The 18,024-nt window shown below is 68.1% G+C and carries 15 protein-coding genes; 6 read left to right on the top strand and 9 right to left on the bottom strand.

Annotated features, from left to right (window positions below; all coding sequences use genetic code 11):
* Positions 1–229: 229 nt before the first annotated feature.
* The 8 genes from DIE08_RS34735 to DIE08_RS34700 form a co-directional block, all read right to left on the bottom strand.
* A complete protein-coding gene (locus DIE08_RS34735) occupies positions 230–1,363 on the bottom strand; it encodes a LysM peptidoglycan-binding domain-containing protein (protein ID WP_124906358.1) in 1,134 nt (377 codons plus the stop codon).
* A 20-nt stretch (positions 1,364–1,383) separates the two neighbouring features.
* A complete protein-coding gene (locus DIE08_RS34730; RefSeq protein WP_124622991.1) occupies positions 1,384–2,154 on the bottom strand; it encodes a hypothetical protein in 771 nt (256 codons plus the stop codon).
* 583 nt (positions 2,155–2,737) lie between these two features.
* A complete protein-coding gene (locus DIE08_RS34725; RefSeq protein WP_124906356.1) occupies positions 2,738–3,592 on the bottom strand; it encodes an amidohydrolase in 855 nt (284 codons plus the stop codon).
* Entirely contained in the window at positions 3,589–4,611 is a 1,023-nt protein-coding gene (locus DIE08_RS34720; protein ID WP_124906354.1) for a D-isomer specific 2-hydroxyacid dehydrogenase family protein, read from the bottom strand. Before DIE08_RS34720 ends, DIE08_RS34725 begins: the two co-directional genes overlap by 4 nt.
* The gene (locus tag DIE08_RS34715; RefSeq protein ID WP_124906352.1) at positions 4,608–5,684 is read right to left on the bottom strand and encodes a LacI family DNA-binding transcriptional regulator; all 1,077 of its coding nucleotides are present in this window, start codon (positions 5,682–5,684) and stop codon (positions 4,608–4,610) included. The genes DIE08_RS34720 and DIE08_RS34715 overlap by 4 nt, the downstream gene beginning before the upstream one ends.
* Positions 5,685–5,692: 8 nt before the next feature.
* A complete protein-coding gene (locus DIE08_RS34710; protein WP_124623000.1) occupies positions 5,693–7,576 on the bottom strand; it encodes a TRAP transporter large permease subunit in 1,884 nt (627 codons plus the stop codon).
* A gap of 3 nt (positions 7,577–7,579) precedes the next feature.
* Positions 7,580–8,608 (bottom strand): TRAP transporter substrate-binding protein, encoded by a 1,029-nt coding sequence (locus DIE08_RS34705; protein WP_124623002.1) that lies wholly within the window; start codon positions 8,606–8,608, stop codon positions 7,580–7,582.
* A 237-nt stretch (positions 8,609–8,845) separates the two neighbouring features.
* On the bottom strand, positions 8,846–9,754 hold the full coding sequence (locus DIE08_RS34700; protein ID WP_059607255.1) for a LysR substrate-binding domain-containing protein: 909 nt from the start codon (positions 9,752–9,754) through the stop codon (positions 8,846–8,848).
* Between the two features lie 113 nt (positions 9,755–9,867).
* Here DIE08_RS34700 and DIE08_RS34695 point away from each other — a divergent pair, with 113 nt between their 5' ends.
* Together DIE08_RS34695 and DIE08_RS34690 are read left to right on the top strand one after the other, a co-directional pair.
* Complete coding sequence (locus DIE08_RS34695) at positions 9,868–10,806, top strand: 2-hydroxyacid dehydrogenase (RefSeq protein WP_124623004.1); 939 nt, start codon at positions 9,868–9,870, stop codon at positions 10,804–10,806.
* Positions 10,807–10,876: 70 nt separating this feature from the next.
* Positions 10,877–12,253 carry an MFS transporter gene (locus DIE08_RS34690; protein WP_124623006.1) on the top strand — a complete coding sequence of 459 codons (1,377 nt, stop codon included), beginning with the start codon at positions 10,877–10,879 and terminating at the stop codon, positions 12,251–12,253.
* Positions 12,254–12,289: 36 nt separating this feature from the next.
* On the opposite strand, the gene DIE08_RS34685 is transcribed toward DIE08_RS34690, so the two are convergent.
* Positions 12,290–13,258 (bottom strand): LysR family transcriptional regulator, encoded by a 969-nt coding sequence (locus tag DIE08_RS34685; RefSeq protein WP_124623008.1) that lies wholly within the window; start codon positions 13,256–13,258, stop codon positions 12,290–12,292.
* A 365-nt stretch (positions 13,259–13,623) separates the two neighbouring features.
* Between DIE08_RS34685 and DIE08_RS34675 the strand changes: the two genes are divergently transcribed.
* The 4 genes from DIE08_RS34675 (at position 13,624) to DIE08_RS34660 (ending at position 17,892) form a co-directional block, all read left to right on the top strand.
* Positions 13,624–14,799 (top strand): HPP family protein, encoded by a 1,176-nt coding sequence (locus tag DIE08_RS34675; protein WP_124906348.1) that lies wholly within the window; start codon positions 13,624–13,626, stop codon positions 14,797–14,799.
* A 103-nt stretch (positions 14,800–14,902) separates the two neighbouring features.
* The gene (locus DIE08_RS34670) at positions 14,903–15,316 is read left to right on the top strand and encodes a MarR family winged helix-turn-helix transcriptional regulator (protein ID WP_059607248.1); all 414 of its coding nucleotides are present in this window, start codon (positions 14,903–14,905) and stop codon (positions 15,314–15,316) included.
* 30 nt (positions 15,317–15,346) lie between these two features.
* Positions 15,347–17,134: a chloride channel protein gene (locus DIE08_RS34665; protein WP_124906346.1), complete on the top strand. Its 1,788-nt coding sequence runs from the start codon at positions 15,347–15,349 to the stop codon at positions 17,132–17,134.
* A 425-nt stretch (positions 17,135–17,559) separates the two neighbouring features.
* A complete protein-coding gene (locus DIE08_RS34660; protein ID WP_174919636.1) occupies positions 17,560–17,892 on the top strand; it encodes a hypothetical protein in 333 nt (110 codons plus the stop codon).
* Positions 17,893–18,024: the final 132 nt, after the last annotated feature.

Genomic DNA, 18,024 nt, shown 5'->3' with positions numbered 1-18,024 from the left:
GGGGGGGGGGGGCGCCCGGGGGGGGGCGCGGAGGGGGGGGGGGGCGGCGCCGCCGGGGGGGCGGGGGGGGGGGGGGGGGGGCGCGCCCCCCCCCCCCCCCCCGGGCCCCCGCACCCCCCCCCCCCCCCCCCCCCCCCCCCCCCCCCCCCCCCCCCCCCCCCCCCCCCCCCCCCCCCCCCCGCGCCGTGCTTCACTTTCCCCGCCTCACCTTCTTCGCTCCACGCCGCGCCTACCGGACCGGAATCACGAGATGCTGGCCAGCCAGGATCAGGTTCGGGTTCGCGAGGTTGTTGCGGCGCTGGATCTCGCGATAGCGCTGGCCGCTGCCGAGCTTGCTCGCCGCGATCATGTTCAGCGTGTCGCCCGCCTTCACCACGTACGTCTTTTCGCCCGACGCGGCCGCGGTCGTCATCGTCTGGTCGCTGACGAAGTACTTGCGCAGCAGGTCCAGATACTGCGGCGACTGCTTGAGCTTCGCGATCGCGGCGTTCAGGTAGATGAGCAGGTCCTGGTCGTCGGCACGCACGCCGATCTTGTACGCGATGTTCGAGCCGTCGAGCTTGGTCACCGCGAACTTCAGGTCGGTGCCCTTGATCGAGCTGACCGCGAACGGATAGTCGTAGATGAACGCGTCGACCGCATGGCCGTCGAGGCTCTTCGCGATGAACGCCGGGTCGGAATCGTCGACCTCGACGAACCGGACGTTCGGATACTGGCGCGTGACGAATGCACGCACGTCCGGGTCGCCCTTCAGGATGCCGACCGTCTTGCCGGCCAGATCGTCGGCCGAGCGGATCGCGGAGCCTTGCCGCACGATCAGCGAATAGCCGAAATCATCGACGTACGGCACCGAGTAGACGACGCCCGCCGGCGTGTTGTCCGGGAACGTCAGCCCGTCCATCGCGACGTCGACGACATGGTTGCCCTTCGCATCGGTGTCGAGCAGCTGCTTCGGCACGCCCGGATACGTGTCGACTTCGTGACGCGTATCGACGACGACCGGCTTGCCGCCGTGCGAGAACGACGGATCCGAGAACAGCAGCCGCGCGAATTCGACGTTGAAGCCGTGCGGCGCGCCCTTGTCCTCGCCGAAGAACGGCTCGCTCGGGTTCTGCACCGAGACGCGCACGACGCCGTTTTCGGCGATCGATTTCAGCGTGCTCGTCTGCGGCGTGAAGCCGGCCGGCAGCACGTTGGTGGACGTCGACGTCTGCGCGGGCTGGCCCACGTCGCCTGCCTGCGCGGACGTCGCGCCCGGCGCCGCATCGTGCGCGGGAATCAGTGTCGACAGGCCGCCCTGGTGGACGATCCAAACGCCGACGAGCACCACCAGAAACACGACTGCACCGAGAAGTTTTTTCATGGTTGCGTGCCTGCGGGAAGTTATTGTTGTTTCGACGGCAATGCAGCGGCCTGTGCCGCATCGGGGCCGGGCACGGGCGTGCCGTTCATCACCGCCTGCTGTTGCGCCTGCTTGACCTCGGGATTGTCCAGCAGCGACGTCTCCATTTCGGAAAATGCCTTGTTCACCGAGCGCATCACCGAATCAACGGCCACGTCGGTCTTGATCTGCTCGAACGTATCGGCCGTCTGCCGGCCCGCGAGCTTGTTCATGTGCTGGGCCGCCTGCGACATGTCCCACATCGCCTTCGCGCGGTCGATCGCGGAGGCGAAATTCTTCAGTTCCGCCTGCACCTGCTTGTAGCGGCTTTCGCGAAACGCAAGCAGTTGCTTCATCGTGTCGAGCTGCGCGCGAAAGCGTGGTGCGTCTTCCGGATACTGCTTCTCGAACAGCTCGGTCTTGTTTTCGAAGTTCTTCACTTCGGTGCGAAAAGCGGTGATGCTGTCCGCGAATTTCTGCGCCGCCTGGCGCTTTTCCGCGAGCTGGTTGATGAGCGTCTCGATCGGATTCGACTGCGCTTCCTCGACGATCATCTTCACCTTCTGGTTCGCGAACTTCATCGCGACGACCGGCGCGAGATAGATCGCCCCGAGGCCGATCACGGCCGCCGTGATCAGCGCGATCATCCCCTTCAGGACGAACAGCGCGGCCGGTGCCGCGATCGCGACGCCGGCAATGATGATCGCCCATTTGATCAGCTTTGCCTTGCCACTCCCCGAACTGCCGTTTGCTTCATTCGAAAGCTGCGACATGAGTTTTTCTCCTTGAACCTCGAACTGAACTGCGTGCGTAAGCTGCGTCATGCTCAATCGAAATGCTTCGGACTCCGGTGCCGCCGCGCGCGCGGGAGGGTTGACGGCACGATGCGTGGACGCGTGGCGGCGGCGTCACGACACGCCGGTGTAAGCGTCATGCGCGATACGGTATTCGGGCGCGACGGGCTGGCGCGCGGACGGGAAAGTGTACCGATGCACGGTACGAAACGGGATGACGGATACGTGACGCGACGGGCGTCGGGAAAATCGTGGCGGGCCGGCGGCTGCGGCGCCGGGATTCCGGTACGAGTGCGTGAAGGCTCATCGTTGTTCTTGTGCGCGTCGCTGATGCGGGAACGCGCGGCCAGCGCGCCCCGCTCCAAATGCACGCACGTATCCTGCGCCGACCGGCATGCAGCGTCAAGCGGTCGGCACGGCGGCGCGTTGCCTTTTCGCGATCGAAAGCGTGCGCGGCGCGTCAGCTTTCCGAACAGTAAGGATGTTGCCGACGCCGCGACGCATCGCGCCCGGTCGGGATTGATTTCCATCGAAGCACGGCCCGCGGCCGGCCGACAGGGTCTTATGTCGCGGCGCCGATCGAGGTGTCCGCATCGAACCCGTATAGCACGGCGGGATTGTCGACGAGTATCGCGCGGCCGACCGCCTCGTCCGCCGCGCAGGCGTGCAACCAGCCGAGCAGGTGCGCATCGTCGGGGACCGGCGACGCATTCGGATGCGGCCAGTTGCTGCCCCACACGCAGCGTGCCGAATGTTCGCGTGCGAGCACGGTGGCAAGGCGTGCGATGTCGTCGTATTCCGGCGCACCGGATCGCGACGTTTCGTAAGGCGCGGACAGCTTCACCCAAACGTGGCCGCGATCCAGCAGGCGCCGCAATGCGACGAACGCCGGCGCACCCGGAGCCACCGGCGTCAGGAACTTGCCCGTGTGATCGATGACGACACGCGCCGGCAAGGACGTCAGCATCGCCTCGACGTCGGGCAGCGTCCGGCCATCGAGCTGCAGGTCGATGTGCCAGCCGAGCGGCGCGATTCGCGTGGCCATCCGCTCGAGCTCGTCCCATCGCGCGACGCCGCCCGACAGCGTCATGAACCGCACACCGCGGATGCCTCGCGCGTGCAGCCGCTCGAGCTCGGCGTCCGGCACGTCGACCGGCAACGTCGCGACGCCACGCGCCTGCGGGCCGAGCGCGGCCAGCGCATCAAGCGTGCAGCGGTTGTCGAACCCATAACCGGTCGGTTGCACGACGACCACGCGCGCGAGGCCAAGCGCGCGTTGCACGCGGCGATACGCGTCCACCGGCGCATGCGGCGGGCGGAACGTCGCCGTCGGCGCGAGCGGATACGCATCGTCGTAAATGTGAATATGGCAATCGCATGCGGGCGACGGCCGCATACCGGCCAGGTCGTGCGTCATCGCGCGCCTGGCGCGGCGGATGCGTCGACCGAGCGCCAGCGTGCGAGCCGCGTCGCGTGCGCGGCGTTGACCGCGCCGTTCGGCACGCGTGCGTCAAGCAGCGCGGCGAGTTGTTCGACCGTCTCGAGTGCCTGGTGCTCGACCGCCGGCCGCGTCAGCCCGCCGATATGCGGCGTGGCGATCACGCGCGGATGCGCGGCGAGCTCGGGCGTGGGCATCTGGTCCGTCGCGCGGCCGACATCGAGCGCGCAACCGGCCAGCCTGCCGCCGTCGAGCGCGTCGGCCAGCGCCTGCTCGTCGACGAGCTCGCCGCGCGACGCATTGATGAAGCACGCGCCCGGCTTCATCGCGGCGAACGCGCCCGCGTCGAACAGGTTCGCGGTGGCGGGCGTCGCCGGCGCGAGGCACACGACGTAGTCCGCATCGCGCAGCAGGGTCGCGCGATCGACCTGTTCGATCGACGGCGTGTCGACCCGCACGTACGGATCGCACACGAGCACGCGCATCCCGAACGCCGTCGCGATCGGCGCGAGATGGCGCGCGATCTGTCCATAGCCGACTACGCCCAGCGTGCTGCCGCGCAATTCGCGGCCCATCCGCGGCAGCGGCGGCGTGCCGCGGTGGTACGTAGCGGCATAGGCGCCGATCCCGCGCGCGAGGTCGATCATCGCGCCGATCACCCACTCCGCGACGGCCGGCCCGAAACCGGGGCTCGCCTGCGTGACCAGCACGCCGAATTCGCTCGCCGCGTCGACGTCGACGGTACGAATGTCGACCGCGCAACGCAGGAACGCGGCAAGCGCGGGCAGCCCCGCGAACAGCGCGCGCGGCGCCGGCGTCTGCCGGTACGCGATCATCGCATCGCATCCTTGGGCGGCGGCGATCAGCTCGTCCGTGCCGAGCTCACGGTCGAGCGGATTGCACGTGACGTCCGCGATCGCCTGCAGCGCGCGCAGCGCCTTCGCACCGAAGTAGTAATCGAGCATCCCGGACGGATGGGTCACGTAGACGCGCGTCATGCGGGGGCTCCGTTCGATTCGACCGCATGCGGCGGCGGCGGCGCGACCGATGCGCGCTCGATGAGCGTGACGTCCGGGAACACGCACTGCCCGGGCTCCGACAGGTCGCCGTCGTGCCGCATCACGCGCCGCACCATCTCCGCGGCCATGTCCGTGACGGGCAGCTGCACCGTGGTCAGCGCCGGCCACGAGATCGCCGACAGGAAGTGACCATCCATCCCGACGACCGACACATCGTCCGGCACGCGCAATCCGCCGTCGCGCAGCCCGGCCATCAGGCCCAGCGCGAACAGGTCGTTGACCGCGACGATGCCGGTCGGCCGCGCGGGATCGGCCGCGAGCGCGGCGCCGAGCGCACGTCCGACTTCGACGATCACGGCGTCGCCATATTCGTTCGCCGGACCGCCATCGAGCACTTGCGCATCGGCGCCCGCGTCGCGCGCTGCCGCGAGAAAGCCGCGAATCTTGTCGCTGCGGCTCACGGTGACGCCGGCCACCGTCGCGAATGCGAGCCGCGTATGGCCCGCGGCGACGAGGCAGTCGGTCGCGAGCCGCGCGGCCGCCTCGTTGTCGGCCGTCACGTGATCGACCTTCGATTGTGCGCCGGGCGTTGCGCGGCGGTCGTAGCTGACGACCGTCATCCCGCGTTCGGCCGCGCGTTCGAGGTGGCTTTCGTCGGCAAGCGACGAGATCACGATCACGCGCCGCACGCCGTGCGCGAACAGGTCGTCGAAGAACGACGCCTCCTTGCCCGCGTCGCGGTACGTGTTGCCGATCAGCACGCGATGGCCATACTGCTCCTGCGCGCAAGCCTCGATCTCGCGCGCAATGTAGCCGTACATCGGATTCGCCATCGACGGCACCAGCAGCCCGACGAGCGGCGTCTGTCCCGTCTTGAGCTGGCGCGCCAGCGTGCTCGGCCGGTACTGCAGCGCATCCATCGACGCCTTCACGCGTTCGAGCGTCTCCGGCTTCATCTGATCGGTGCGGCCGTTGAGCACGTTCGAAACCGTGCTGACCGAAACGGCCGCATGACGGGCCACGTCCTGAATCGTACTCATGTCGTCTTGCAATGAACGGGCTACAGGCCGAAACGGGCCGGCAGCCACAACGAAAACGCCGGTGCGAAGATCAGCGCCACGAGGGCGACCAACAGCACCAGCAGGTATTTCACCATCGGCCGCGCCACGCGCGCGACCTCGGTCCCCGTGATCGCGCAGGTCGTGAACAGCCCGAGCCCGACGGGCGGCGCGAACAATCCGAGCCCCATCGCCACCACCACGACCGTACCGAAATGCAGCGGGTTGATGCCGAGCTGCAGCGCGATCGGCGCGAGCAGCGGCCCGAAGATGATCAGCGCGGGCGCGCCTTCGAGCACGGCGCCGAACACGATCATCAGCAGCGCCGCCAGCAACAGGAACGCCGTCGAGCCGTACTGATGGGCAAACGCTGTCATTGTGCCCGAGACGAGCGCGGGAATCTGCTCGATCGACAACGCGAACGACACGCTCGACGCCGCCGCGACGATGAACAGGATACCGCTCGCCATCGACGCCGCACGCACGAACACGCGGCCGACCGAGCGCCAGGTCAGTTCGCGGAACGCCGCCCAGCCGACCACCAGCGCATAGACCACCGCGAACGCCGACACTTCCGTCGACGTCGCGATGCCCGACGTCACGCCCTTGCCGATCATCGCGACCATGATCAGCGCGACGAGCGCGCCGCCCGCGAGCGGCAGCCACGCGCGGCGTTCGACGAACACCGCGTCGATGTCGATCCGGCGTCCGCAGATCACGGTCACGACCGCCAGCGACGCGGCGAGCACGGCCGCCGGCACGATCCCCGCGACGAACAGCCCCGCGATCGAGATGTTCGCGACGAAGCCCATGATGATCATGTTCACGCACGGTGGGATCGTCTCGGCCATCACCGCGCTGCACGCAAGCAGCGCCGCGGTTTCGTCGGGATCCTGCCGCGCGCGGCGCACGGCCGGCATCACGACGCCGCCCACCGCCGCGATATCGGCCAGCTTCGAACCCGACACGCCGGAAAAGCACGCCGTCGCGAAGATCACGATCAGCCCGAGCCCGCCGCGCACGCGCCCGAAGATCCGCAGCAACAACTCGACGAGCCGCGCGGACATCCCGTTCGACTCCATCAGCAAGCCGGCCAGCACGAAGAACGGCACGGCGAGCAGCACGAAGTGATCGGCACCTGCCATCACCTGCTGCGAGTAGACGAGCAACGGCAGCGTCGGATCGGCGAGGAAGTAAAGCAGCGCCGAGAACGCGAGCACGAAGCCGATCGGCACGCCCAGCACGAGCCCGCCGACGAAGCCGGCGATCAGCAGCGCCCCCGGCGCGATCGCGTGCTCGGGCCGCAGCGCGTTCCAGCCGTACACGGCGCCTGCGAGCACGGCGCAGCACGCAAGCGTGCCGAGCACGCGGCGGCGCGGCGCGTTCAGTGCGTTCGCGAGCGCGAACACGCTCATGAACAGCGCGCCGAACATCATCGGATACACGTTGATCCATCCCGGCAGGCCGCCGGTCGTCAACTGATCGTACGAGTCGCCGAGCAACTGCCACGACGACGCCAGCAGGTTCAGCGACACCGCCGCGACGATCCAGTGCCCGATCTGCACGAGCGCGCCCTGCCAGCGTGCCGGCAGCCAGCCGCGGAACAGGTCGATGCCGACGTGCTGACTGCGGCCGAGCACCGTCGCCGCGCCGAAGAACACCAGCACGATCATCAGCGCGCTCGCGACCTCCTCGGCCCAGTCGACCGGATCGTGCAGGAAATAGCGGAAGACGACCGACACGAACACGACCAGCACGTCGACGGCCAGCACGGCGGCCGACACGTATTCGATCCAGCGCATCGCCGCATCCAGCGCGCGGGCAGCGCGCACGGGACGCCCTGGGTCGACGGCCGGCGCGACGCTCGAAACGGAACCGGTATCCATCGCTCAACCCCGCGCGGCGGCAATCGCCGGAAACAGCGGCGCGGTCGCCGGATACTGCTTCGCGAATGCCATGTAGAGGCGGTCGTGCATCGCCTGCCGCAACGCCGTGCGCTCGGCATCCGCCATCGGATGAAACGTCATCCCGTGCTGCTTCAGCGCCGCCTCCGCCTGCACGGCCTTCTGCGTCGCGATCGCGCGCTGCTGCGCGGTCGCGTCGGCCACCGCGCGGTCGAACGCCGGGCGCAGGTTTGCCGGAATCCGCTCGAGCGCGCGCCGCCCCATCACGACGGTCATCGCCGCGAACACGTGGTGCGATTGCCAGCAAGACTTGACGATCTCGTCGAAGCGGCTCGCGAGTACCGTGGCCGGATCGTGCTCGAGCCCGTCGACGACGCCCGTCTGCACGGCCATGTAGAGCTCGCCGAACGGAATCGGCGTCGGCACCGCGCCCATCACCTTGAAGGTGTCCATGAATGCCGGCGTCGGCAACACGCGCAGCTTCGTGCCCTTCACGCCCTGCAGCGCCGTCACCGGCTGCTTCGTGAACACGCAGCGTCCGCCGAAGTGCGAGCCCCAGGTCAGCACGGAGCAGCCCGCGCGCTTTTGCAGCAGCGCGTTCAGGCTGGTGCCGACCTGGCCGTCGAGCACCTTCGCGACGTGCGCATAACTGTCGAACAGGTAGCCGAGATCGAGCATGCCGAGCTCCGGCGCGACCGTGGCCCAGATCGACGAGCCCGCGATCATCATGTCGATCGCGCCGATCTTCACCTGCTGCGCGACGTCGCTCTCCTTGCCGAGCTGGCTGTTCGGAAAGTAGTCGACCCGAATCGCGTCGCCGACGCTCGCCTTCAGGTTCGCCGCGAGGCGCTCGTACCACACGTAGTGCGCGGCGTTCTGGTCGGCCGGCATCGACGACGAGCAGCGCAGCGTCACGGTCTGCGCCGCGCGGCCGATTTCCGGCAAGCCGCCCGCGACCGCGAGCGTGGCGGCGGACGCCGTTTGCAGAAAGCGCCGCCGGGTGAAGGTATTCATGGCCGTCTCCTTTCCAATCGTGTCTTCCGACTCGACTGTATCGATTTAGTGTATCGATACAGTAATACGACGACCGATGAGGGCGAAATGCGGGTTTTCCCGTGACGGGCATGAAAAAACGGAATTGCTGTGGCAATTTCGGGCCGGAGCGCAACGCGGAGCCGGCGCATTACGGTCTCTCGGACTCCTGGCGTGCGTCAGGCGTGCCGGCGGATATCGTCAGACAACTGACTTTTTCTAAACGACGACGCCGTCCGCCCCTTCCGTCAGAAACTGCCCGACCATCGCGTTGAACAGCGGCAGCGCCGGATTGTCGTTGTCCGCGCGCCACGCGAGATACAGCTCTGCCGCCACGTCGACGCCCGCGAGCGGCCGGAACACCACACCGTCGACATGCAGCTCGCGCGCCGAAGCCGGCACCAGCGCGGCACCCAGCCCGGCACGCACCAGGCCGAGGATCGTATGCGTCTGCCCGACGTAATGCAGGTAGTTCGGCAAGCGCCCCGCGCTGGCGAACATCCCCGAGATCATGTCGTGGAAGTACTTGCCCTCGTTCGGCGAATACGCGATGAACGGCTGCCGGTCCAGCTCGTCCGGGCCGATCCGCTCGTACGCCGCCAGCGGCGTGCCCTGCGCGACCGCGACGAGCATCGGCTCGCGCTGCACGAGCCGGTATTCGAGCGGATGGCGCGCCGCGCGCTGGCGCACGAAGCCCGCATCGAGCATGCGCGACGCGAGCGCGTCGATCTGCACGGTCGACACCATTTCGCGCAGTTCGACGTCGACGTCCGGCAGCGCGTGCGCCGCATGCGCGAGCAGCGCCGGAATCATTCGGTACGCGCTGACGGCCGTGAAGCCGAGCGTGATGCGGCCAGCCCCGCCGTGCGCGACGCGCTGCGCAGCCTGCTCGGCCCGCGCGGAAAACTCGAGGATGTGCCGCGCATCGCGCAGGAAGCGCTCGCCGGCCGCGGTCAGCCTGACCTGCCGGCTGCTGCGTTCGAGCAGCGCGATGCCGAGCGCATGTTCGAGCAACTGGATCTGCCGGCTGAGCGGCGGCTGCGTCATGAAGAGCCGCTTGGCCGCACGGCCGAAATGGAGTTCCTCGGCCACGGCGACGAAGCAACGAAGCTGGTTCAGTTCAATCATTCAAATCGTGAATCAATCAATAGTCTCTTGATGTTAGACCGATATCGATACGGTTCCTATACTCGGTTGCACCTGATGCGCGGCCCGCGCCGCGTACGACGACCGAGACCTTCATGACCATCGACATCCTGCTCACCCAGCCACTTCCCGACGCCATCGACGCCGAACTGTCGGCCCGCTACGCGGTGCATCGCCTGTACGCTGCCGACCAGCCGGACGCGCTGCTCGACCGCGTCGCGTCGCGCATCCGCGGCGTTGTCACGGGAGGCGCGAACGGGTTGTCCGCCGCGTTGATGGACCGGCTGAGCGCGCTCGAAATCGTCGCGATCAACGGCATCGGCACCGACGCCGTCGATCTCGATCGCGCCCGCGCACGCGGCATTCACGTGACGACGACACCCGACGTGCTGACCGACGACGTCGCCGACATGGCGATGGGCCTGATCCTGATGACGCTGCGCGACCTCGGCGCCGGCGAGCGCATCGTGCGCGCCGGCCGCTGGGGCAAGACCGCGCAGCCGCTCGCGACGCAGGTGACGGGCAAGCGGCTCGGCATCGTCGGCCTCGGCCGCGTCGGACGCGCGATCGCGCAGCGCGCGCAGGCGTTCCGGATGCCGGTCAGCTACTTCGGCCCGCGCGAACATCGCGACAGCGGCTACCGCTACGTGCCCGACCTGGTCGCGCTCGCGCGCGACAGCGACGTGCTCGTGCTCGCGGCATCGGCCGATCACGGCAACGTGCTCGTGACGGCCGACGTGCTCGCCGCGCTTGGCCACCAAGGATTCCTGATCAATGTCGCGCGCGGCAAGCTCGTCGACGAAGCCGAGCTCGTGCGCGCGCTCGCGGACGGCACGATCGCCGGCGCGGGCCTCGACGTGTTCGCGGACGAACCGCGCGTGCCGGCCGCGCTGCTCGAACTCGAACGCGTCGTCGTGCAGCCGCACCGCGCGAGCGCCACGCACGAGACACGCGACGCCATGGGCCGGATCGTGCTCGCCAACCTCGCCGCGTGCTTCGCGGGCCAGCGCCCGCCGACCAGCGTCACGAACTGAGCGCCGCCTGCTTTCCCCGACCACGACACCAAACCAATCACCTTCGCACGACGAAGGCCAGGAGACTCGCATGCCCAATCGATCCAGCGGCAGCGCCGCCGTCGCCGCGTCGCCCGCTTCATCCACCGCGTCGCGCACGATCGGCCGCGTCCGTTACACGGTCCTCGCGCTGATCTTCGCCGTCACCGTCGTCAACTATGCGGATCGCGCGACGATGTCCATCGCCGGCACCGGCGTCGCGCACGACCTCGGGCTGACGCCCGTGCAGCTCGGTATCGTCTTTTCCGCGTTCGCGTGGGCCTATGCGATCGGCCAGATTCCGGGCGGCTGGCTGCTCGACCGCTTCGGCGCGCGCCGCGTGTACGGCCTGAGCCTGCTGCTGTGGTCGGTCTTCACGATGCTGCAGGGCACGGTCGGCTGGTTTGCCGCGCAGGGGGCCGCCGCGACGTTCGCGCTGTTCGCGATGCGCTTCATGCTCGGCCTGGTCGAATCGCCGGCGTTCCCGGCCAATTCGCGGATCGTCGCGTGCTGGTTCCCGACTGCCGAGCGCGGCACCGCATCGGCACTGTTCAATTCCGCGCAGTACATGGCCGTCGTGCTGTTCGCGCCCGCGATGGCGTGGCTGACGCACGCGCTCGGCTGGGAACACGCGTTCCTGTGGATGGGGATGCTCGGCGTCGCGCTGTCGGCGCTCTGGTTCGCGTGGTATCGCGAGCCGCACAGCCATCCGCGCGTGAGCGACGCCGAGCGCGACGACCTGCGCCAACGCGGCGCGCTCGTCGATCTCGAGGCGAACCGCGTCCGGCACCGGCAGCGCGTATCGTGGCGCGACGCATCGCAGCTGTTCCGCCACCGGAACCTGTGGGCGATCTATGTCGGCCAGTACGCCATCACGGCGCTCACCTATTTCTTCATCACGTGGTTCCCGATCTACCTGATCAAGGGCCGCGGAATGACGATCATGGAGGCCGGCTGGGTCGCCGCGCTGCCGGCGCTCTGCGGCTTCACCGGCGGTGTGCTCGGCGGCGTGCTGTCGGACTGGCTGATCCGGCGCGGCGTGCATCCGTCGCGCGCACGCAAGACGCCGTTCGTCGTGGGGATGGCGATGGCGACGCTGCTCGTGCTTGCGAACGGCGCGTCGTCGAACACCGTCGTGATCGCGCTGATGACGATCGCGTTCTTCGGCAAGGGCCTCGCGGCGGTCGGCTGGGCCGTGCTTGCCGATACCGCGCCGGAAGGCATGGTCGGCCTGAGCGGTGGCGTGTTCAACGGCCTCGGCAACATCGCGGGGATCGTCACGCCGCTCGCGATCGGCTATTTCGTCGCGCACACGGGCTCGTTCGCGGGCGCGCTGTGGTTCGTCGCAGCACACGGGCTGATCGGCATCGCCGCCTACGCGTGGCTCGCCGGCCGCTTCGAACGGATTCGGGTCACGCCGCACGCATGACGCCCGGCGCCGCCGGGCGAGCGAACGGCGGCAGCATCACGCGCGCTGGCGGCTGCCCGGCGCCGGCTCGACGGCGAGCCGGTCGAGTTCGCGCAGATCGTTCTCCAGCGCCGGCGTGAGCGTCGTACGCAGATGGTCGAGGAAGGTGCGGATCTTCGCGTCGAGATAGCGGCGTGTCGCATAGACGGCATACACGCTGACCGTCTGCAGCCGGTAATCGGGCAGCACGCGAATCAGCCGCCCTTCGCGGATGTCGTCGAGCACGGTGTACAGCGCGACGCACGCGATGCCGCGCCCGGCCCGCACCGCGACGCACAGCGCATCCGGTACGTTGACCTGGAACGGTGCTGGCTGCAGCTCGTACACCGTATCCTCGCCGTCGCCGCGCTCGAGCCGCCACTCGCTGGCCGGCGATGCGGGCGTATCGAGGCGCAGGCACACGTGGTTCGGCAGATCATCGGGCGTCGTCGGCGTGCCATGCCGCGCCAGGTATTCGCGCGATGCGACCAGCACGCTGCAACTCGTTCCGCAAGTCTGCGCGACGTAGCCGGAATCGGGCAGCTGCGACGCGGTCACGATCGACACGTCGTAGCCTTCCTCGACGAGGTTCGGCATCCGCTGCGCGAGCGTCAGCTCGATCGAAACGTCCGGGTTGTCTTCCTGGTAGCGCACGATCGACGATACGACATGACTCTGCCCGAGCCCCGTCATCGCATGGATGCGCATCTTGCCGCTCGGCCGCAGCAGCGCGTTGCGCGCCTCGGCGTTCGCGTAGTCGAATTCGGCGAGGATCGATTTCGCACGCTCGAAGTAGCGTTCGCCGCTTTCGGTGAGGCCGAGATGGCGCGTCGTGCGATGCAGCAGCCGCGTCTGTACGTGAGCTTCGAGATTCGACACCGCGCGCGACACCTGCGCTGTGGTCGCATCGATTTCTTTGGCGACCGCGGTGAAACTGCCGGCTTCGACGACGCGCACGAACAGGCGCATGTTTTCGAGCATGTCCATTGAATTGGCTTGGGGAGTGTCGGTGGGAAAACGTCGGCGGCGCTCGCGTCAGACGGGAATCGGAGCGTGCGCGCGAACGATGCGCAAGCGATCGCCATGCCGGGGAACGGGCGGGAGAGCGGGCATCGCGTGCGTGGTTGTGGCATATCGGGGGATTCGGTGGCCCGAATTGTACGCCGCCGCAGACAAATTTGCGCGGTTGCAGCGTCGCCAAGCTTTCATCTGATGAAAGGTTTTTGCAAGACGGACGCGTCGCGCGCCTGCAACGTCTTGATGCAGCGCGACAATTTATATCACAACGCGATATAATCTGCGCCTTCCTTGCGCTGCGTCATCCGCGTCGTCATTTTTACCGCTTATCGTCCATGTCGTCAGGCTCCTCCCCGTCGCGCCGCACGTTCCGCCAATGGCTGCACAGCTTCATTCCCCATCCGATGACGCTCGGCTGGCGCGAGCGCATGCGCTCGTGCACGGGCGCGCTCGTCGGCATCGCGACGGTCGGCGTCACGATGCGGCTGCTGCCCGGCGTGCCGGGCCTCGTGCCGCTGCTCGTCGCGCCGATGGGCGCGTCGGCGGTGCTGCTGTTCGCGGTGCCCGCGAGTCCGCTCGCGCAGCCGTGGTCGATCATCGGCGGCAACCTGGTGGCGGCGACCGTCGGCGTCGCATGCGCGCAGTCGATCGCCGATCCGATCACGGCCGCCGCGGTTGCGGTCGCCCTCGCGATCGGCGGCATGTTCGTCCTGCGCTGCGTGCACCCGCCGTCGGGCGCGGTCGCGCTGACGGCCGTGCTCGGCGGCCCCGCGATCCACTCGCTCGGCTTCGGCTTCGTGGTCGAGCCGATCGCGCTGCAATCGGCGATCCTGCTGTCGGCCGCGCTCGTGTACCACGCGCTGACAGGCCACCGCTATCCGCACGGCGGCGTGCGTCCCGACGCGAAGCCGCAAGGCGCCAACGCCGCGCCGGCACGCGGCGGCTTCACGCGCGCCGATCTCGACGCCGTGCTGAAGCGCCGCGGCGAATGGCTCGACGTCGATCCGGACGACCTCGAGATGCTGCTGCGCGAAACCGAGATGCAAGCGTATGCGCGCACGTTCAGCCAGCTCACGTGCGCCGACCTGATGACGAAGAACGCGATCGAAGTCGCCCCGTCGACGTCGGTGACGGCGGCGCTGACGCTGCTCGACCGCCATCGCGTGAAGGCACTGCCCGTCGTGGACGGCGACGATCGCCTGATCGGCATCGTCACGCGCGCCGACCTCACGCGCCAGCTGCACCGCCCCGCTCCGCTGTGGCAGCAGCTGGCCGCGCGGCTGCCGCAGTCGTTCGGCGGCCAGCCGCCCAGCGTCGCGACAGTGATGACCCGCGACGTCGCGTCCGTGCCGCAGACCATGCCGATCACCGCGCTGGTGCCGCTGTTTACACATTCGGGCCACCACCACATCCCGGTCGTCGACGCATCGCGACGGCTCGTCGGCATCATTACGCAGACGGATCTCGTCACGGGCCTGTACCAGCAGACGCGGATGCTCGAGGCCGCGTAACGCCGACGAACAACGAAATGTGCTCCATTCCGCTGAAAATCGTCCATTTATATCATATTGTGATATATTTCGCGTTGCCGAAACTCCTGCCCGACCGACCGCAATGACCGATACCCGACGCTCGCTGACCAAAGCCGATTTCCAGCAACTGTCCGAGTTCCGCTACCAGATGCGCCGCTTCGAGCGCTTCTCCGAACGCGCCGCGCAAAGCGAAGGCGTGACGCCGCTGCAATACCTGCTGCTGCTGCACATCAAGGGCTACCCGCATCGCGAATGGGCCACCATCGGCGAACTCGCCGAACGCCTGCAGGCGCAGCATCACGGCGTCGTCGCGCTAGTGACGCGCTGCGAGGCGCTCGGGCTCGTGAAGCGCAAGACGAGCGAAGCGGACCGCCGGCAGGTCGAGGTCCACCTCGAGGAAGCCGGCGAAACGCTGCTCGCCCGCCTCGCGGCCATGCACCGCACGGAACTGAAATCGCTCAAGGGCACGTTCCAGGTTCCGCAGATCGATTATTGACCCAGGCTTGACCAACCTTTCCCTGCTCCGATGAACGCACCACACAAACGCGATTTCTCGACCAACGAACGCCTGCCCAGAATAGCATTGCTGGCCGCCGGGATCGGCGTGCTCAGCACGCTGGCGGCGTTCGTGCTGTTGAACCTGATCCACCTGTTCACGAACCTGTTCTTCTTCCAGCAGTTCTCGTTCGCCGACCGCTCGCCCGCCCACAACACGCTCGGCGCGTGGGTGATCGTCGTGCCGGTGATCGGCGGGCTGATCGTCGGGTTGATGGCGCGTTTCGGTTCGGAGAAGATCCGCGGCCACGGCATTCCCGAAGCGATCGAGGCGATCCTGTTCGGCAAGAGCCGCATGTCGCCGAAGGTTGCGATCCTCAAGCCGCTGTCGTCCGGCGTCGTGATCGGAAGCGGCGGCCCGTTCGGTGCCGAGGGCCCGATCATCATGACGGGCGGCGCGCTCGGCTCGCTGATCGCGCAATGCGTGCACGTGACCGCGGCCGAACGCAAGACGCTGCTCGTCGCGGGCGCGGCCGCCGGCATGACCGCCGTGTTCGGCACGCCGGTCGCCGCCGTGCTGCTCGCGGTCGAACTGCTGCTGTTCGAATGGCGTCCGCGCAGTTTCCTGCCGGTCGCGCTCGCGTGCGCGGTGGCCGGTTTCGCCCGCGCCGTGTTCTTCGGTGTCGGCCCGCTGTTTCCGCTGGCCACCGCATCGCCGACGCCCGTCGCGCTGCTGTCGTGCATCGTCGCGGGCCTGCTGTCGGGCATGCTCGCATGCGGCCTGTCGGCCGCGCTGTACCGCGTCGAGGACGCCTTCGCGAAGCTGCCTGTGCACTGGATGTGGTGGCCGGCGCTCGGCGCGATCGTGATCGGCGTCGGCGGCTGGCTCGAGCCGCGCGCGCTCGGCGTCGGCTACGACGTGATCGGCGACCTGCTGCACCAGCACATCGCGCTGAAAATCGCGCTCGCGCTGCTGATCGTGAAGGCCGTGATGTGGGTGATCGCGCTCGGCTCCGGCACGTCGGGAGGCGTGCTGGCCCCGCTGCTGATGCTCGGCGCCGGCCTCGGCACCGTGCTGTCGCCGGTGCTGCCCGGCGGCGATCCGGCGCTCTGGCCGCTCGTCTGCATGGCCGCGACGCTCGGCGCGACGCTCGGCGCGCCGCTGACCGCGATCGTGTTCGCGTTCGGCCTCACGCACGACGCGAACGCACTGCTGCCGCTACTCGCCGCGACGCTCGTCGCGCACGGCTTCGCGACCGTCGTGATGAAGCGTTCGATCATGACGGAAAAGATCGCGCGCCGCGGGTATCACATCTATCGCGAATACGGCGTCGATCCGCTCGAACGCCATGACGTGGCCGAAGTGATGACCTCGGCCGACGCGCTCGTCGCGATCAACGGGGCCATGACGCTCGACGCGGTCGAGTCGCAGTACTTCGGCGTGAAGCAGACGCACCGTGCATACCCGGTCGTGCAGAACGGGCGCCTGCTCGGCGTCGTCGATCGCGCGACGCTCGACGCGCAGCGCGCGCAGGCCGGTCCCGGCGGCGTGGTCGCGAACGCGTTCGCCGAGCATGTGCCGGCCGTCGCGCAGGCGCACGAAACGTGCCGCGTGGTCGCATCGCGGCTCGCGATGCTCGGCCTTGAACGCCTGCCGGTCGTCGACGATCCGCAATCGCTGCGGATCATCGGCATCGTGTCGCGCAGCGACTTGATCAAGCCCGCGCTCCAGCACTTCGACGACGAACAGAAGCGCGAACGCTTCCGTCCGGTCGTACCCGTCAACCTGCGCGACGCAGGTATGCGCAAGGCCGGCTGATACGCACCGCGCGCGCCGCCGCGTCCGGCGTTTAAACTTCGTTGACAATCGATCGGACGAAAGTTTGTCATCATGGTACTCATGCGACGGGGCCATCATTCAGCCGTTCCACATCGTCATCCAATAAAGAAGCGTCGCGGCGCGACATGCAGACACATGCAGCACGCCGCGGCCGTCAATCCGCCACACCTCAGGGCAGCGAGCCGACCTCACGACGCATGACGTCGTTGTCGCGTCTCCACACGGACCGCGCACGACGCATGCCGCCGCGCGACAGAACGCATTGCATCCGGAGTGCCGTTTGGCAAGCGCGTTAACAACTTGTTTCGGAATCGCCGGAACCGCATTTGTCCGATGCAATCTCACAGGCACGCAGTTCTGCTGCGCATCCCACTCAATCAATCACGACTCGAGGGAGATAAAACGTGAACGTGAAATACTTACCGCTCATCGCATTGACCGTGGCAATTTCTGCTCACGCGGCCGATCCGGCCGTGCAGAACGTGGGACAAAGCCAGAAGGCCGCCCCGGACGTCTCGGCGTGCATCGCCAAGACCTGGGCCGACAAGTCGCAACAGCAGGTGATCTCGCAGAACGTGCTCGCGAACGGCCTCGCGACCGATGTCTACGCACCGGGCCAGCAACCGCCGAACGGCGTGGCCGCGATGGTTCGCCCGTCGTCGAAGCCGGACGCGAAGACGTGGGTCGGCGTGCGCGGCGACGCGGCTGCCGCCGGCGACATCAGCGCCTGCCTGTAAGCCCCGCGCCGGACGGCGTTGCGCCGTCCGCATGCGACAAGCCCCGCCTAGGCGGTAATGCCGTTCAGTTAAGATTCTTTCTGAGGAACCGGACAGCATAACGAGCAGGACGGGACTTGACGGCCCGATCGC

The sequence above is a fragment of the Burkholderia sp. Bp9004 genome, from assembly GCF_003858025.1.
GTDB classification, from domain to species: Bacteria; Pseudomonadota; Gammaproteobacteria; order Burkholderiales; family Burkholderiaceae; genus Burkholderia; species Burkholderia diffusa.
This window is presented reverse-complemented; position numbering and strand designations above follow the sequence as displayed.

Coding starts and splice junctions, on each gene's coding strand:
- DIE08_RS34730 (WP_124622991.1), bottom strand. CDS start 2,154: ATGTCGCAGCTTTCGAATGAAGCAAACGGCAGTTCGGGGAGTGGCAAG.
- DIE08_RS34665 (WP_124906346.1), top strand. CDS start 15,347: ATGAACGCACCACACAAACGCGATTTCTCGACCAACGAACGCCTGCCC.
- DIE08_RS34675 (WP_124906348.1), top strand. CDS start 13,624: ATGTCGTCAGGCTCCTCCCCGTCGCGCCGCACGTTCCGCCAATGGCTG.
- DIE08_RS34720 (WP_124906354.1), bottom strand. CDS start 4,611: ATGACGCGCGTCTACGTGACCCATCCGTCCGGGATGCTCGATTACTAC.
- DIE08_RS34735 (WP_124906358.1), bottom strand. CDS start 1,363: ATGAAAAAACTTCTCGGTGCAGTCGTGTTTCTGGTGGTGCTCGTCGGC.
- DIE08_RS34725 (WP_124906356.1), bottom strand. CDS start 3,592: ATGACGCACGACCTGGCCGGTATGCGGCCGTCGCCCGCATGCGATTGC.
- DIE08_RS34690 (WP_124623006.1), top strand. CDS start 10,877: ATGCCCAATCGATCCAGCGGCAGCGCCGCCGTCGCCGCGTCGCCCGCT.
- DIE08_RS34670 (WP_059607248.1), top strand. CDS start 14,903: ATGACCGATACCCGACGCTCGCTGACCAAAGCCGATTTCCAGCAACTG.
- DIE08_RS34685 (WP_124623008.1), bottom strand. CDS start 13,258: ATGGACATGCTCGAAAACATGCGCCTGTTCGTGCGCGTCGTCGAAGCC.
- DIE08_RS34710 (WP_124623000.1), bottom strand. CDS start 7,576: ATGGATACCGGTTCCGTTTCGAGCGTCGCGCCGGCCGTCGACCCAGGG.
- DIE08_RS34705 (WP_124623002.1), bottom strand. CDS start 8,608: ATGAATACCTTCACCCGGCGGCGCTTTCTGCAAACGGCGTCCGCCGCC.
- DIE08_RS34695 (WP_124623004.1), top strand. CDS start 9,868: ATGACCATCGACATCCTGCTCACCCAGCCACTTCCCGACGCCATCGAC.
- DIE08_RS34700 (WP_059607255.1), bottom strand. CDS start 9,754: ATGATTGAACTGAACCAGCTTCGTTGCTTCGTCGCCGTGGCCGAGGAA.